The sequence below is a fragment of the Peloplasma aerotolerans genome (assembly GCF_030012175.1).
In the GTDB taxonomy this organism is placed as follows: Bacteria; Bacillota_I; Bacilli_A; order Acholeplasmatales; family Acholeplasmataceae; genus Peloplasma; species Peloplasma aerotolerans.
The window spans coordinates 126,782-142,146 of the sequence record NZ_JASCXW010000002.1 but is presented as its reverse complement, the minus strand read 5'-3'; the positions used below and the strand labels follow the sequence as shown (position 1 = coordinate 142,146).

The 15,365-nt window shown below is 33.9% G+C and carries 18 protein-coding genes and 1 riboswitch; all 18 genes read right to left on the bottom strand.

Annotated features, from left to right (window positions below; all coding sequences use genetic code 11):
- Positions 1-19 precede the first annotated feature (19 nt).
- The gene (rpmE, locus tag QJ521_RS01615; RefSeq protein WP_282838662.1) at positions 20-244 is read right to left on the bottom strand and encodes a 50S ribosomal protein L31; all 225 of its coding nucleotides are present in this window, start codon (positions 242-244) and stop codon (positions 20-22) included.
- A gap of 104 nt (positions 245-348) precedes the next feature.
- The gene (locus QJ521_RS01610) at positions 349-843 is read right to left on the bottom strand and encodes a Gx transporter family protein (RefSeq protein ID WP_282838661.1); all 495 of its coding nucleotides are present in this window, start codon (positions 841-843) and stop codon (positions 349-351) included.
- Positions 844-867: 24 nt separating this feature from the next.
- The gene (locus QJ521_RS01605) at positions 868-1,344 is read right to left on the bottom strand and encodes a hypothetical protein (protein ID WP_282838660.1); all 477 of its coding nucleotides are present in this window, start codon (positions 1,342-1,344) and stop codon (positions 868-870) included.
- Positions 1,345-1,346: 2 nt separating this feature from the next.
- Positions 1,347-2,426, bottom strand: a complete 1,080-nt coding sequence (locus tag QJ521_RS01600; protein WP_282838659.1) for an FAD:protein FMN transferase — start codon at positions 2,424-2,426, stop codon at positions 1,347-1,349.
- A 70-nt stretch (positions 2,427-2,496) separates the two neighbouring features.
- On the bottom strand, positions 2,497-2,817 hold the full coding sequence (locus tag QJ521_RS01595; protein ID WP_282838658.1) for a (Fe-S)-binding protein: 321 nt from the start codon (positions 2,815-2,817) through the stop codon (positions 2,497-2,499).
- Positions 2,814-3,026, bottom strand: a complete 213-nt coding sequence (locus QJ521_RS01590) for a hypothetical protein (protein WP_282838657.1) — start codon at positions 3,024-3,026, stop codon at positions 2,814-2,816. The genes QJ521_RS01595 and QJ521_RS01590 overlap by 4 nt, the downstream gene beginning before the upstream one ends.
- Positions 3,026-3,598 carry an electron transport complex protein RnfA gene (locus tag QJ521_RS01585; protein ID WP_282838656.1) on the bottom strand — a complete coding sequence of 191 codons (573 nt, stop codon included), beginning with the start codon at positions 3,596-3,598 and terminating at the stop codon, positions 3,026-3,028. The genes QJ521_RS01590 and QJ521_RS01585 overlap by 1 nt, the downstream gene beginning before the upstream one ends.
- Positions 3,598-4,287 carry an electron transport complex subunit RsxE gene (rsxE, locus tag QJ521_RS01580; RefSeq protein ID WP_282838655.1) on the bottom strand — a complete coding sequence of 230 codons (690 nt, stop codon included), beginning with the start codon at positions 4,285-4,287 and terminating at the stop codon, positions 3,598-3,600. The genes QJ521_RS01585 and rsxE overlap by 1 nt, the downstream gene beginning before the upstream one ends.
- 1 nt (position 4,288) lies before the next feature.
- Entirely contained in the window at positions 4,289-5,281 is a 993-nt protein-coding gene (locus QJ521_RS01575) for a hypothetical protein (protein WP_282838654.1), read from the bottom strand.
- Position 5,282: 1 nt separating this feature from the next.
- Positions 5,283-6,245, bottom strand: coding sequence for an RnfABCDGE type electron transport complex subunit G (locus tag QJ521_RS01570; protein WP_282838653.1), 963 nt, complete (start codon positions 6,243-6,245; stop codon positions 5,283-5,285).
- Entirely contained in the window at positions 6,245-7,321 is a 1,077-nt protein-coding gene (locus tag QJ521_RS01565; protein WP_282838652.1) for an RnfABCDGE type electron transport complex subunit D, read from the bottom strand. Before QJ521_RS01565 ends, QJ521_RS01570 begins: the two co-directional genes overlap by 1 nt.
- Positions 7,322-7,330: 9 nt before the next feature.
- Positions 7,331-8,626, bottom strand: a complete 1,296-nt coding sequence (locus QJ521_RS01560) for an RnfC family protein (protein ID WP_282838651.1) — start codon at positions 8,624-8,626, stop codon at positions 7,331-7,333.
- A 3-nt stretch (positions 8,627-8,629) separates the two neighbouring features.
- Positions 8,630-9,877 (bottom strand): serine hydroxymethyltransferase, encoded by a 1,248-nt coding sequence (gene glyA / locus QJ521_RS01555; protein ID WP_282838650.1) that lies wholly within the window; start codon positions 9,875-9,877, stop codon positions 8,630-8,632.
- Between the two features lie 144 nt (positions 9,878-10,021).
- A complete protein-coding gene (locus tag QJ521_RS01550) occupies positions 10,022-10,741 on the bottom strand; it encodes a YebC/PmpR family DNA-binding transcriptional regulator (RefSeq protein WP_282838649.1) in 720 nt (239 codons plus the stop codon).
- Positions 10,742-10,753: 12 nt separating this feature from the next.
- The gene (locus QJ521_RS01545) at positions 10,754-11,284 is read right to left on the bottom strand and encodes an inorganic diphosphatase (protein WP_282838648.1); all 531 of its coding nucleotides are present in this window, start codon (positions 11,282-11,284) and stop codon (positions 10,754-10,756) included.
- Positions 11,285-11,461: 177 nt separating this feature from the next.
- Positions 11,462-11,560: riboswitch (purine riboswitch) on the bottom strand.
- 56 nt (positions 11,561-11,616) lie between these two features.
- The gene (locus tag QJ521_RS01540) at positions 11,617-12,462 is read right to left on the bottom strand and encodes a bifunctional 5,10-methylenetetrahydrofolate dehydrogenase/5,10-methenyltetrahydrofolate cyclohydrolase (RefSeq protein WP_282838647.1); all 846 of its coding nucleotides are present in this window, start codon (positions 12,460-12,462) and stop codon (positions 11,617-11,619) included.
- A gap of 1 nt (position 12,463) precedes the next feature.
- On the bottom strand, positions 12,464-14,059 hold the full coding sequence (locus tag QJ521_RS01535; protein WP_282838646.1) for a formate--tetrahydrofolate ligase: 1,596 nt from the start codon (positions 14,057-14,059) through the stop codon (positions 12,464-12,466).
- A 124-nt stretch (positions 14,060-14,183) separates the two neighbouring features.
- On the bottom strand, positions 14,184-15,365 hold the full coding sequence (locus QJ521_RS01530; protein ID WP_282838645.1) for a pyridoxal phosphate-dependent aminotransferase: 1,182 nt from the start codon (positions 15,363-15,365) through the stop codon (positions 14,184-14,186).

The following is a 15,365-nucleotide window of genomic DNA, read 5'->3' as shown; positions in this document are numbered from 1 at the left end:
ACGTGATAATTAGATCACGTTATTTGTTGTCTTGCTCTTTTTTGTTCATACCATAGCGTTTATTGAATTTTTCAACGCGTCCAGCAGCTTGAATGAAAGTTTGTTGTCCTGTATAAAATGGATGACAGTTAGCACAAGTATCAATACGGATATTATTTGCAGTTGTACCTACTTCATATTCTTGTCCACAAGTTGAACATTTTACATTTGTTACATTATATTTTGGGTGAATTCCTGGTTTCATTTTCTTTTCTCCTTCCGCCATGACCTTTAGTCATAGTAAGTTTTGCGCAATTATTATATCATTGTATTTTTTATTAATCAAGTGTAAACTTTGCTATTTTACTTTTAATCGGCAAACTCATTATGCCAAGTGTCCCAAACAGCCAAGAATCGCTTAGCTATTACACCGGTTAAAGCGCCTGCCGGAATACTCAAAAATAGCATGATTGGTAGATAAAATAAAACAGCGACACTACCTATCACAAAGATACCAGCGGTCACCTGTCCAATACAATGAAACACAGAGCCAATGACGCTGACACCTAAAACTCCAAAAAAATTCGTTTTCTTAAAAAATCCCATAGCTATTATTGCAAAAACAGCACCACTCATACTCATATAAAATACCGGTCCTAATAGTTTCCCGGTTAATATAGAAACTAACAATACACGGAGTATAGTTAATGAAGCACTATCTTTAAACGAATATACATATAAGATAACAAGAGATATGATATTTGAAAAGCCCAGTTTCGCACCAGGAACTGGTATAATTGGTATTGCAGATTCAATTACATTTAACACAATTGCAATAGCCAAAAAATTCGCTAGCAAAGTCATTTTACGTGTTTTTCTCATTGGTGTTTAAACAGTGAAGTCTTCATCATTTGTTTCAAACTCTACACGAATTCTGTTTGGTAAACAAATGAGTGGCCAACCTGTTGATTCTCCTTCTCTACTGCATATGTTATTAGGACTTTGTTCTTCTATAATTTGTACACTTTTTCTTCCATAATCATACTTAATTACTACTTCTTGACGAATACCGTTTATTGTATAGTCTCCTAAAATAGTTATAGTATATTCTTGTTCATTAATAATCGGATATATACTATCGTATCCACTAGGAACGCTTTGATCATAATTTTTTATAGTCCTATAGTTAATAAAATCGATTGTTACTATTGGTTCATTAGAAGACCCATAATAGACATGTGCTAAAGATGCATCTTCACTGAATGCAAATAATCTAAACGCAACAAAAACTCCACCCATTATAACAAATAAGAGTGAGACTAACAAAATATCTCTTTTATTTTGCGTTTTGTTTCTAACATTCATAACTAACGTTCCTCGAACTCAGTTGTTTTGAGGTAAGTATCAATCGTTCCATCATAATTGAAAATTATCAATTCAATATCTAAATCGTCTAGGTGCTCATCTAACCATGCTTCAAGAACACTAGGTGACATTGAGAAAAATGCAGTTGAAAGCGCATCTAAAGCACCTGCATCATCTCCTAAAACTGTAATTGTATGATAATAATGTTCTGGCATCTTAGTAAAGGGGGATACAATGTGATGATATCTATGACCTTCATATAAAGCATATTGTTCGTAATTCCCACTTGTTGTAATTGATATATCTGAAACATAAATCATACCATATGTGCGATCGTTCAAACCGGTTCTTAATGGGTTTGCCAATGATGTATGGAAAAAACCTGTTTCACGATTCATGTTTTTGCCAACAGAAATGGAACTACTTCCCGCGCTAATTGAAAAATATTCAACCCCTTCATCTCTCAAATAATCATAAACACGTTGTGTTGCAAAACCTTTTGATAAAGCTCCTAAATCAATTTTTACATAACTACTTTTGATCTCAATATAGTACTTGCCATCATCTTCAGTCAACTCATATGGAGTTTCAGGGACTTCTATTGCTTCCAATGTATCTAAAATTGACTCAAACACACTTTCTGGAATCTCTTCAAAAAGATATCCTGTTGCTTCATCTAATATAACATTTTTCCATACATCTACCATTTTCCCTATTGAGACATCAAAATAACCATCTGTTAATTCTTTAAGTCTCTCAGCTTCTTTGAGTAATTCATAGAGCTCATAGTCAATCTCCAAAACTTCATTCAACGTTAGATTGATTGAATATATATTTTCTAAAAATACTGAGTCTTCTTTCAATGGTTCATAACCAGTGCTAAGCTCATGGTATGTATAATATATCTCTGAAATATCGTTCATATACTGATCCGCTTGTCTCTGACTATCAGCATAAACACTAACACTAATGTAGGTATCCATATAGTCAAAAAAACTGAATGTGAATATATCAGCTTTTTTGCATGCAGTCATAAATAAGATATTTAAAATTAAAACAGTAATAATAGCTATTTTTTTCATCACAAACCTCAAAATTAATTTCCTTATCTATTATATCATATGATTAGTAAAGAAAAGGACATAATATGCCCTATAACTTTAAATCAATAGTCGTTCCGTCTGGATTCGGATGATCTTTTATATATTCTAAGATAGGATTAAAATGTTTATCTAACTTGCCTGGTCTGCATCGAGAAACATTTTTCACTTCTCCATTGACAATACCTGCTGCAAAAGCTCGACACCCTGGTGTTCCACATGCTCCACAATTATAATTCGGTAGTAACTTTTCTATATCGTCTATTCTTGGGTCTTCTTTGACTGTTAAATATTGATTTGCCAAGGATAGGACTACACCTAAAACTGCTCCGATAATTCCCAGCACAATGAAGGGATATATTGCTTGCATCATAATTTGACCTCCTTCATAAATTCAAGTGCATCTGAGAAACCACATGATCCTCCGCTACCTCCACGTGAGGTGCAAGTTTCACAAGTTTGAGCTTCTAGATAAGCTGCTCTACAACTTTCAGGTACTTTAACTTTTTTATTTAAGTACATGGTTGCGATATATAGCCCTATAAAACCACATAATACCGCTACTAAAATCAAAAATTCCATTATATAATCCCCGCCAATCCCATAAATGCCATTGCCATAAGGCCAGCAGTTACAAACGCAACAGGAAGTCCTTTAAGTGCTTTAGGTACATTTGCAGAATCTAAACGCATACGTATTGCTGTAAAAGTGATAATAATAAGTGCGAATCCTAAACCAGAACCTAATGCGAACATTAAAGCTTCTGGATAACTTTGCGGAATTGCTACGTTTGTTAGTGCAACACCAAGTACGGCACAGTTTGATGCAATCAAAGGTAAATAAACACCTAGAGCTTTATACAAACTTTGACTAAATCTTTTGATTACAAGTTCTGTTAACTGGACTAATGAAGCAATAACTAATATAAATGCAATTGTGTCAATAAATTTAATATCTAAAGGAACGAGAACATAATGATATATTGGAAAAGTAATTAAACCTGCTAAAAATATAACAACGATAACCGCTAATCCCATACCTACGACAGATTTCATCTTTGTTGAAACACCAAAGAATGAACAAAGACCTAAGAACTGCATCAACACAATATTATTAACTAACATTGCGGAAATTAATATAGATAGTAAGTTCATTATTTCTTAGCTCCTTTCTTTTGGCGATAAGCTGTTATACCAGCAAGTATGATTCCAATCACCAAAAATGCACCGGGTGGGTCTACTAAAACGCTAAATGCATATTTTCCTAAACCGGCATTTTGCAGTAAAGTATATTCAAATCCAAGAGGAAGCGACTTACCTAGCGTAATCATGCCAGTTCCTAAAAATTCTCTAAAAAATCCGATGATTGATAATGACAATGCAAAACCAACAGCAACCCCAAAACCATCAAGTGCTGATTTTCCTACTGTGTTTTTAGATGCGAATGCTTCTGCTCTACCAAAAACGACGCAGTTAACTGTAATTAAGGCAATGAACACACCCAATTCTTGAGCTAATGCTGGAGCAAATGCATCAACCAACATTTTCAATATGGTAACTTCTGTTGCAATAATGATTACATATACTGGAATACGTACAGTATTTGGAACAACTTTTCGAATCGAAGAAACTGTAGTATTTGTAAATGTTAAAACGAGCATAACTAAGATACCCATACCAAATGCACCTTCAAAAGTTGAAGTTACGGCAAGCGCAGGACATAACCCAAGCACCATAACGAATATACCGTTTTCTTTTAAGATTCCTTTAGTAAAAGTCTCCCATAATGTCATTTCTTTTTCTTTTGCTTTTTTCTTAGCTGGAACTTTTTTAGCTTCTGTCATCTTAACTCACCTCACTTATGAATGCATTGAGTAAAATATCTACCAATACTCTTGTATTTGTTACACCTGAAGTTATGTCACTACCATCATTAATAGCACCTGCGAATTCAATAAGTGTTAAACCCACAAATGTATTTAGGTAATTAACAATCGTATTATATCTTGTTCCTCTTGTATGTAAATATTCACCTTCTGGAACTAATACACCAATAACTACACTATCAGCATTAAATGCTAGATAAATACCAATACTACTTGAACTTCCATCAAAATATTCACCGGATCCACTTAAGTGGTAAACATAACCAACCACTTCACTTGATGCGTTTGTTACTATTCTTCTAGCTTTTACATATTCTGATGCGGTAAACTCTGAATCATTTGTTATTATATATCCTTCGCCATATAACACTGCATATGGATCTTCAACAATCAAATCATAATGGATATCTATAGCTTCACGAACTAAATCTTTAATTGACCCTGTACTATCCTTTGCAGTTGCACCAGCAGTTGGATCAGCTGCATCATAGATTGGAATGTTTGGGACTGATGTGTAAAGCACGCCTTGGTAATATTCATGAATATAATATTGAATACCTTTTACAGTCCAACTTGATTGAATCAATGAAACGATTTGAACATAAACTTTATCATCTAAGTCAATTCCAACTAGAAACTCCATATAACCATCTGTATCATTAGGACCTGTAATACCGTAACTATTTTTTATTTTAATATTGTACACAGTGCCTACTTGTACGCCTGCTCTATTAACAGCGTCAGCTCTATAATCAACTAAAGCATAGCTTGGTGAGTTAGGGACAGAGGTGATATTCGTTTGATTTTCTAGTGTTATAACTTGATTAAATAATCTGTCTTGTGGTTCCTTTGGAATCACGTTGTTATTAATAAATATAATCGCAAGCCCGATGAGAAGCATAATAATGAGGTTCATCATTAAGAATAAATTTTCTTTTTTCATAAGTTTCATCTTAGTTCACCTCTTCTATTAGAGTATTCAACATGATGTCTACAACTATCTTAGAATTTGTAACCCCTGAAGCCAGATCACCATCATCAGAGAAAGCAGCAGCAAACTGAGGAACCGTTAATCCAACAAATGAATTTATGTAATTCACAATTTTGTCGTATCTAATACCTTTAGTATGCAAATACTCGTCTGAAGGAACTAGTATCCCTACAACTTCATCGTTAGAATTAAATGCCATATAAATTGTGATTGCTGCAGCAGAATCTTCATAGTAAATACCGCTAGCAGTGAGCGTATAAATATAACCAACTTCTTGATTATCAAGTGTAACGATTTGTCTATTTAAAATGTTTGCTGATGCGGTGAAATCATTGTCATCTTGGATTGAATGGCCTGCGCCATACCAAACATCATAAGGATCCATTGGTTCCTGCGCTGTGTTTGCGTGTGCAGCTGCCATATCAGCCAGTAATTCTTTTACAGTATTCAAGCTTCCTGTTACGCCAGAAACGAGATCTCCTTCTGGTGTTAAAGCACTTAATTGTGTGCCAACATAAGCAGATAGGTTATTTCTTGTTCCTTCAACATTATAGGTTTGATTAATTTCAATAAAGTCAGCTCCTAAAATCTTACCATTGGTATCGACACCTATAACAATTCTCATATATCCAAATTTATTCGTTCCATAAGCAACATAAATATAACCAACAATATCATCATTAGCTGCTTTTCCAATAACAATCGAAGTTATCGAACTTGGATTTCCATCTAAATCTTGTTGATCAAAAGATACGCCATCAGGCAAGACAGCTTGATAAGCTCTATTCTCAGCCTTTTCAATATTTGAGGCAATAATTGGTGCTGTGACTGCATTAACTCCGCCAATAACCAACCCACAACATATAGAAACAACAGTTAACACGAATGTGTAGTGGAATAGAGGTTTTTCAAATAATTTTTTCATTATGCGACACCTCCAACGCCAAAGAATACAACCAATCCCAAAATAATCAGAAGCACAATATAACTTCCAACAAAGGCTGGTTTAATCTTATCTGTTGACCACTTAGGATAATCAATAAGTGGTACGAACATATTACAGAACAATAACGCAAATGCTACACCTTCTGGGTATGCACCAAATAAACGAATCAAAACAACAAGTGCTCCAATCATTAATCCGTAAATCCAACGACCAGGTCTTGTTACTGGAGAGGTTACTGGATCTGTCACCATAAAAACAACCCCAAACAATAACCCACCAGATAAAACATGGAATAAAGTATATTCAATCACCTGTCCGGGATATAATTTTAACCCAACTAAAACAATTAAAACAACAAATGTTAAAACTGTTGACAACACAACTCGATAATCAGCTGAGCGTCGGATTAATAGGTAGATACCACCGATGATGATTGCTAATGCACTAATTTCTCCCATTGAACCTGGTACATTACCCATAAACAAATCAATTAATGGATAACTATTTAATGCTTGAGGAAATAACAATCCTGTTCTTAAAGTAGTTAAGGCAGTTCCTCCAGCAACCAAATCAACACCAACATAAGTTCCCGAGAACATATCTGTTAAAGCTAGAGCAATAAAAATACGTCCTACAGCAGCTGGGTTAAAGATGTTCGAACCCAAACCTCCAAATAGAAGTTTACCCACAACAATACCAAATCCAGCACCTACAACAACCGCATAAATTGGTAATTTACTTGGAATAATCATTGCGAAAATAATCGCACTAATAGCTGGTGCAGTGATATTGTTAACTGTAAATTTTTCATACCTAGACTTCAATCTATCAAAAAACTTTTCACTCTTGTTAGGTTTATTCATCATGCCAAAGGCAATAGCTTCTAAACCAATCATTGTTACTAATGAAACGACAATTCTTAATACTGAATCCCATCCAAAGCGGTATATAGAGAAAGCTACGACAGGTATTAACGCAATTAATACGTCAATCATCATTCGCTTTGTACTGACCTGTTTACGAATATAGGGGCTCGTTTGTTTTACTATTTGCATATTTTCCTCCTATTTAATTAAGCGTTTGCCTAAACGCATATATTCTGTCAAATGAATCTTTGATGGGCATACATGAGAACATAGTCCACATTCTATACATTTATTAACTTCAAGCATTCTTAAAGCATCTTTATCTTTTATTTTATAAGCATTCATGATTTGAACTGGTTGAATTTTTACAGGACATGAGTAAACACAAGATGCACAACGAATACAAGGTTCCTCTGTTTGAGGGTCTTCATTCAATACAATCAAACTTGTTGTTGTATGTGTCATAACGACATCATCTTGCGTGATATTTGTCCCCATCATAGGTCCACCTAAAATCATGACTTTAGGTTTTCCATTATCAATATAACCTCCTGCAAGTTCAATTAGATCAGTAATCAATGTACCAATACGTGCTCTAAAGTTTTTATTGACAATGCCATCTCCACTAATTGTGAATAGGCGTTCTAAGACAGGTAGTCTTTTTTTGACTGCTTCATGTATACTTTTTAAAGTTGAAACATTAAAATTTAAAACCCCATACTTAGATAGCAGTTCACCTTGTGGAATTTTAATACCTAATGCGTCTTTAATCATGGCAATTTCCCATCCCTGAGGATAGTAATTACCAACACTGACGATTTTTATGTCATATTGACTAAACTCCTGAAGTGTAAACTCAAGTCTTTCTTTTATTTCTGTATATTTTTTCTTTATCGCAATAATCCCTTTTTTGGCACTAGTTGCTTTCATTACATAGATTAAGCCTCTAATGACATCTCTTGGATCTGTCATCATAACACCATAATCTGCAATTAAATTAGGTTCACATTCAACACCATTCGCAATAACAACATCAATAGGGTCTTCAGTCTCAAGCTTAATATATGTAGGAAAAGCACTTCCTCCTAACCCTACTAAACCTGCTTCCTTAACAATATTAACTAAATCTTCTCTTGTCAAAGCGTCAATCTCTTCTTCTGTTCTATCAACAATCGATTCATGTAACTCATACTTTTTATCGTTTTTTACAATAAGACAGTCCACTAATTTACCGCTTTGATCGATATGTTTTTCATATCCGACAACTTCTCCGCTCACTGTGGAGTGCATTGGTTGTTCAAAAAATGTCCCTTTTCTAGTTCCAATTACTTCACCAACTTTAACAAATTGTCCACCTCTAACGCACGTTTCTCCTTCAGGGCAACGTGCACTAGTTACTGGATAATACAAATAGTCAGCATTTAAATAATGCAATATTGGTAATGCTTTCAGTTCTTTTTTTCCATCTGGAATATATTTCGTTTTTGCTATCATCTGTTATACTCCCTTCTTGTATAATGGAAATTTCTTTGTAAGTTCTACAACTTGATGATTGATTTCCTCTAATGTCTCTTGATTATCCTTATTTTTCAATACTTGATCAATCCAGTTTGCTATCATAAGCATTTCTTTTTCTTTAAATCCTCTAGTTGTTACAGCAGGTGTTCCTAATCGAATACCACTGCCATATGCAGGTTTTTCTTTATCAAATGGAACTCCATTCTTGTTGCATGTGATTCCAGCTTTTTCCAAAGTTCTTTCTGCGTCTAATCCTGTAATTCCCAGTTTTTGCTTTACATCAACAAGCATCAAGTGGTTATCCGTTCCTCCACTAACAATTCGATAACCTAATCTCGTTAATTCTTCAGACAAAACCTTCGCATTTTTAATAACTTGTTTTTGATATTCAATAAAAGATGGTTCTAGTGCTTCTTTAAATGCTACAGCTTTTGCCGCAATAACATGCATTAAAGGACCACCTTGAACACCTGGAAATACTGCTTTATTTATTTTTTTAGCTGCATCTTCATCATTTGTTAGGATGATTCCCCCGCGTGGACCACGCAACGTTTTGTGTGTCGTTGATGTTACAGCATGTGCATAAGGCATAGGAGACGGATGAACTCCCGCTGCAACTAGACCAGCTATATGTGCCATATCAACATGTAAATAAGCTCCAACTTCGTCAGCAATCTCTCTAAACTTCTTAAAGTCAATAAACTTAGAGTAAGCACTTGCTCCAGCAATAATTAGTTGAGGTTTCGTTTCTTTTGCTATTTCAAGAACCTTTTCGTAATTAATCATTTCAGTGTTTTCATCAACACCATAGAAAACTGACTTGTAAAATTTACCGGAAAAATTTAAATGGAATCCGTGTGTCAAATGACCACCTTCGCTCAATGACATACCTAAAATGGTATCACCTGGTTTAAGTAACGCTTGGTATACCGCCATATTTGCTTGTGATCCAGAATGAGGTTGCACATTCACATATTTCGCATCAAATAACTCTTTTAACCTTTCAATCGCCAAAGTTTCAATTTCATCAACAAATTCGCATCCTCCATAATATCTTTTCTTGGGATAACCTTCTGCATATTTATTCGTCAAAATTGATCCTTGAGCATCCAACACAGCTTGTGAAACAAAGTTTTCAGAAGCAATCAATTCGATGTGTTCTTCTTGTCTTTTTTTTTCTTTTAAAATGATTTCATCGATGATTGGATCATATTTAATTAAGCTCATTCTTTCCTCCTCGATAGTTCGTCACATTATTATATCATAATAAATATCAAAATAAAAGACAGATTTCAATGATTTGAAAACTGTCTTTTGTTAAATTTTTTTGCTTTTTTTACTTATATTTAATCTATTTATAAATAATATTTTTTATAGTGCAACATTATGATAAACATCTTGAACATCATCTATTTCATCAAGCATTTGCATGAGTTTATCAAATGCTTCTTTTTGATCATCTGAATCAATTGTTGTTTCCATTATGGGGAGCCACATAATTTCTTCAGTTTCAAACTCTATGTCAGGGTTAGCTTCAAGTACTGCAGTACGTATTGCATTATAGTCATCGGCAGTTCCATATATAGTAACTCCAACCTCGTCAGTTTCAATATCTGAAACGTCAACATCATTCATAACTAAAATCTCGAGAATCTCATCTTCTGTTACCTCTGGTAAAGTAAATACTGAAAAATGATTGAATTGATGAACAACAGATCCTGATATACCTAATTTCCCACCAGTTTTTGTAAAACAATTTCTTACTTCTGCAATGGTTCTATTTACATTATCCGTTAAGCATTCAATTATGAACAATGAATTACCAGGTCCGAACCCTTCATATCTTGCAGATGTATAGTTCTCATCACTTCCACCTTTTGCCTTATCAATGGCTCTTTTGATGACATCCGCAGTAACTTGTTCTTTTTTGGCTTTTTCTATAACTCTTTTGAGTGCTTGATTGGTTTCTGGATCGGGAGATCCCGATTTCGCTGCCATATATATTTCTTTCCCATATTTCGCATAAATCTTACTTTTTGCAGCGTTCGTTTTTGCCATTGCCACTTTTCTTACTTCAAATGCTCTTCCCATTATATTCTTCCTTTATTTTCCAAATTTATCTTCGTAGTTTTTTATACATTGCAAAATGATTTTCTTTGCAGCTTCTGGACCTTCTATGTCTAAAATATAAGTCTTCTTACCTTCAAGGGATTTATAGACTTCAAAAAAATGCCCCATTTCCGTAAGCAAGTGTGCTGGAAGCTCATTAATATCTTTATATTGAGTCAACGATGGATCTCCAAATGGAATTGCAATGATCTTCTCATCAATTTCATCAGAATCAATCATTTTCATAACGCCAATTGGATAACACTGAACAATACTTAATGGTTCTATATCTTCTTGACATAATACTAAAACGTCTAGTGGATCATTGTCACCCGCATATGTTCTTGGTATAAATCCATAATTTGCTGGGTAATGTGTTGATGTAAACAATATACGGTCTAAAATGATCATTCCAGTTTCTTTATCAAGCTCGTATTTTTTCTTACTACCTTTTGATATTTCAATACATGCAATAAATTGATCTGGTTGAATTCTAGATTTATCTATATCGTGCCAAATGTTCATAGAATCATACTCCTTTTTTTTATTCAAATCTATTTTAACACTTATGTGTGAAAAAAACACCTGAAAAAAATCAGGTGCTTGGGTCATTGCAAATAGATGCCATCAAATGATGCCCATCCCCACATCTTTTACAATGAAGAGTACTTTGATATTCATATAACTACAATTTTGATAATTCCCCTCTATTTTCATAATCGTAGTCGTGAACTTATGGCCCACGATAGAAACATCATCTCACACTGGATAATTTATACGAATACTAAATACTCTACTATTATAGCAACATTTATATTTTTTTGTAAAGACTTTTTTTGATATTTTGCTCTACAAAATTACTTAATATGTTTTAAATATAGGTCGTATGTGTTTTCTAAAAGAGCATTAATTGTCATCGGTCCCACGCCTCTTGGTACTGGCGATAAATAACCCGCAACTTCTTTAACACCATCAAAATGCACATCACCGACTAGTTTTCCATCTACACGATTTACGCCAACATCAACAACGATTGCTCCGTTTTTAACCATATCTTTAGTCACTAGTTCTGCACGTCCAGCAGATGCAATAATAAGATCTGCTTGCTTAGTGTGAAGTGACAAGTCTTTTGTCTGTCTGTGACAAACCGTTATGGTTGCACCTTGATCCATTAAAAGTCTAGCAACTGGAAATCCAACAATGTTACTTCTTCCTATAATAACTGCATTCATACCTTTAACATCAATATCATACGCAGATAATAAGCTCATAATGCCTTTTGGTGTTGCAGGATAAACTGTTTCGCGTTTTTGATAAAGATTGCCTTGGTTTATCACATGGAATCCATCAGCATCTTTATCCTTTGATATTAAGTTAATCAACTTATCATCATCTAAATGATGAGGTAATGGGAGTTGTAACAATATCCCATCAACTTGGTCATCATTATTTAATGTAGTGATTAATTCAGCTAATTCGGTTTCTTTAATGTTTTCATCTAAATGATATAATTTATGCTTAATACCAACGAGTTTACAGGCTTTTCCTTTTCCTTTAACATATGAAAGACTCGCTGGATTTTGTCCAACCAATATAATAGATAAACTTGGTGCTCGTTTATATTTTTCAACAGACTTGAGAATTTTCTTATTAAGTTCTAAATTTCTACGGTTGGCTACTTCTGCACCGTCTAATAAAATCATACTATTCATCTCCATCTACAAGAATTCCGTCTTCATCAACTTCCATGCTCATTGCTCTTGGGGTTTTATTTAAACCTGGCATAACCATAATACCCTTAGTTAGTGCAACTAAAAATCCTGCCCCAAGTGATGGTCTAATTTCCTTAATGTCTAATGTAAACTCTTCTGGTAATCCCTTTATTTTAGGATCTCCTGTTAAAGATAATGGAGTTTTGGCCATACAAACGGGCAAATTCCAACCATATTCAATATATTTATCTAACTGTGATAAAGCTTTCTTAGAAAATACAACTTCTTTTGCACCATAAATTTTTGTTGCTATTTTTTCTATTTTTTGTTGTGGCAAATCTTCTTTATTATAAATCGGTATAAATGATGAACCTTCTTCAGCCAATTCAACTACTTTATTAGCCAAGTCAACCATACCTGGTCCGCCCTCAGTAAATCCTTTACATAAAGCAATCGGATGATTATTGTCCTTAGCCCACTTCATCATTGCATCAACTTCCTCTTGATCATCTGTGTAAAAATGATTTAAAGCAATAACATATTTCATACCAAAATTACTGATGTTTTCTAAGTGTTTACTTAATAAAGGAATACCTTTTAACATAGCATCAACATTTTTTTCATTAAATTTTTCAGCTCCACCATGATATTTTAAAGCTCTCATTGTTGTTACAACAACAACTGCATCGACTTCTTTACTAAGGTAGGGCATTTTTAAATCTAGGAACTTTTCCATGCCTAAGTCAGCACCAAAACCAGCTTCAGTTACTGCATAATCACCTAGTTTTAAAGCTAATTTAGTAGCAACAATAGAGTTACAACCATGCGCAATATTAGCGAAAGGACCAGCATGAACAAACGTTGGAACGCCATCTAATGTTTGAACAAGATTTGGGTTCATCGCTTCCTTCATAAGCAATGTCATTGCATCTGCTCCACCTAAATCAGATACATATACCGGTTTCTCGTCTTTTGTGTATCCGATCAATATTCTATTAATTCTATTTTTTAAATCAGTTAAATCCGTTGCTAATGCAAGAATTGCCATGATTTCACTCGCTGCAGTAATAACAAATCCATCTTTTCGAATTGGTGTGTCAATTTCACGCAAACTACGATCATTCATATCCATGCATCTTTTCCAAGTTACTGTTTCAATACCTAATTCATTCCCTTGGAAAATGTGATTATCAATTAAAGCACTTAATAAATTGTTTGCTGCAGTAATTGCATGGAGGTCTCCAGTGAAATGGAGGTTAATTTCATCTATAGGTGTAATACTGGATTTTCCCCCTCCTGTTGCTCCACCTTTTAAGCCAAATACTGGACCCAAACTCGGCTCTCTTAATGCTAATATAGGATGTTTCCCTATATGCTTTAACCCTTGTGTTAAACCAATAGAAATTGTTGTTTTACCTTCACCAGCAGGTGTAGGTGTTGTAGCTGTAACAAGAATTAACTTCCCGTTTTCTTTTTCTTTCAATCTTTTTAATACTTTTAAATCAATTTTGGCTTTATCAAAACCATAAGGAATACACTCTTCAGGATCGACTCCCATTTCTTCGCATAATAAAGTAATTTTTTTCATAATCTTCTCCCTTTTTCATTAAAAAAGTATCTTTGCTAAGATACTTTTAGTATAACACATTATTTTGTGTGATGAAAACGTATACACTTTAAAAAAATGATAAAGCTTTTATATTTTTTATCTTTTATAATTCAAGTATAGTTTTGATTTTTTGTGGCAGTCCATCAATTTCATTTCTAGATAAACTACATAAAGCAAATCTTACGCCACCGCTCATTGGAACTGCGAATATTCTATGTTTTGCAAGTTTTAAATAATCTACATCAGGATCTTTCGTCAGAACCACTGTATAAAAACCACTTCTAAATGGATGGGTACTTAAGCCAACCTCTTTTGCTTGTTCAATAAAAGTAACACTTCTTTCTTGAACTAAACTATTTATCTTGTTCAAATCTTTTAAAAACTCATTTCTATTTTCTTCAATAGCGAACTTATTAAATAACTCAATAGACATAGTAGGCGTTGCTGACCATGAACCTCTTGCTTCATTGACATACTTTGGATGTGCTTTTTTAACTTTCTCTTCATTTTTCGAAAGCATAATGGCTGCGCCTAATCTCATACCATAAATTCCAAAAGTTTTTGAACCACTGAATGCAATAATCGTTAAAACATGCTCTTTGAGTTGTGGTAAGAATGTCATTTTCTTTCTATTATCTTCTTCATGCGAATACTCAAGATATGCTAAATCATATAAAAATACAATCTCATTATCTTTTTGAGCATTTAATATTTGGATTATTTGGTTAAATTCTTGCTCACTCAATGTATATCCTGTTGGATTGTGACAAGGATCATTAACGATTACAATAACTTGTTTTTGCTTTTTACATAATTCTTTAAGTCTCGATTCAAAAGATTCAATATCGAAACTGTCTCCTTTAAACAACTTATGCTCAAATATGTTTAAACCAGCTCGTTCAGCAAATCGCTCATATTGCCATCTAATATCAGAAACGAATATAAAATCTCCTGGGTTTGCATATTGAGAAAATGTTGATGCAATCGCCCCACTCCCACCTGGGGTTGCACATGCGCTTACATACATGTTTCTTCTAATTTCTGATTCATATTTGCCAAAAACCCAAGTAATTAGATTATTTTTAAATAATGCACCTCCGTCAACTGCGGGATATGGTAACATCTCATCATCACTCAAATTCTTGATCATTTTTGATACTGTCGGCATCCCACCAATCGCCTTTTCTTCATCATAAAACATACCTATAGATGCATTAATGACGTCATTATATTTTTTTGACGCCTCAATTGCATCCTTTGATATCTGTAAAATATCAACTGCCAT

What these genes read in the sequence shown, in the direction of transcription:
- rsxE (WP_282838655.1), bottom strand. Translation starts at nt 4,287, where the DNA reads ATGACAGAAGCTAAAAAAGTTCCAGCTAAGAAAAAAGCAAAAGAAAAA.
- QJ521_RS01570 (WP_282838653.1), bottom strand. Translation starts at nt 6,245, where the DNA reads ATGAAAAAATTATTTGAAAAACCTCTATTCCACTACACATTCGTGTTA.
- QJ521_RS01530 (WP_282838645.1), bottom strand. Translation starts at nt 15,365, where the DNA reads ATGGCAGTTGATATTTTACAGATATCAAAGGATGCAATTGAGGCGTCA.
- QJ521_RS01550 (WP_282838649.1), bottom strand. Translation starts at nt 10,741, where the DNA reads ATGGGAAGAGCATTTGAAGTAAGAAAAGTGGCAATGGCAAAAACGAAC.
- QJ521_RS01590 (WP_282838657.1), bottom strand. Translation starts at nt 3,026, where the DNA reads ATGGAATTTTTGATTTTAGTAGCGGTATTATGTGGTTTTATAGGGCTA.
- QJ521_RS01575 (WP_282838654.1), bottom strand. Translation starts at nt 5,281, where the DNA reads ATGAAACTTATGAAAAAAGAAAATTTATTCTTAATGATGAACCTCATT.
- QJ521_RS01605 (WP_282838660.1), bottom strand. Translation starts at nt 1,344, where the DNA reads ATGAATGTTAGAAACAAAACGCAAAATAAAAGAGATATTTTGTTAGTC.
- QJ521_RS01565 (WP_282838652.1), bottom strand. Translation starts at nt 7,321, where the DNA reads ATGCAAATAGTAAAACAAACGAGCCCCTATATTCGTAAACAGGTCAGT.
- QJ521_RS01585 (WP_282838656.1), bottom strand. Translation starts at nt 3,598, where the DNA reads ATGAACTTACTATCTATATTAATTTCCGCAATGTTAGTTAATAATATT.
- QJ521_RS01610 (WP_282838661.1), bottom strand. Translation starts at nt 843, where the DNA reads ATGACTTTGCTAGCGAATTTTTTGGCTATTGCAATTGTGTTAAATGTA.
- QJ521_RS01540 (WP_282838647.1), bottom strand. Translation starts at nt 12,462, where the DNA reads ATGATTTTATTAGACGGTGCAGAAGTAGCCAACCGTAGAAATTTAGAA.
- QJ521_RS01600 (WP_282838659.1), bottom strand. Translation starts at nt 2,426, where the DNA reads ATGAAAAAAATAGCTATTATTACTGTTTTAATTTTAAATATCTTATTT.
- rpmE (WP_282838662.1), bottom strand. Translation starts at nt 244, where the DNA reads ATGAAACCAGGAATTCACCCAAAATATAATGTAACAAATGTAAAATGT.
- QJ521_RS01545 (WP_282838648.1), bottom strand. Translation starts at nt 11,284, where the DNA reads ATGAACATTTGGCACGATATAGATAAATCTAGAATTCAACCAGATCAA.
- QJ521_RS01595 (WP_282838658.1), bottom strand. Translation starts at nt 2,817, where the DNA reads ATGATGCAAGCAATATATCCCTTCATTGTGCTGGGAATTATCGGAGCA.
- QJ521_RS01535 (WP_282838646.1), bottom strand. Translation starts at nt 14,059, where the DNA reads ATGAAAAAAATTACTTTATTATGCGAAGAAATGGGAGTCGATCCTGAA.
- QJ521_RS01560 (WP_282838651.1), bottom strand. Translation starts at nt 8,626, where the DNA reads ATGATAGCAAAAACGAAATATATTCCAGATGGAAAAAAAGAACTGAAA.
- glyA (WP_282838650.1), bottom strand. Translation starts at nt 9,877, where the DNA reads ATGAGCTTAATTAAATATGATCCAATCATCGATGAAATCATTTTAAAA.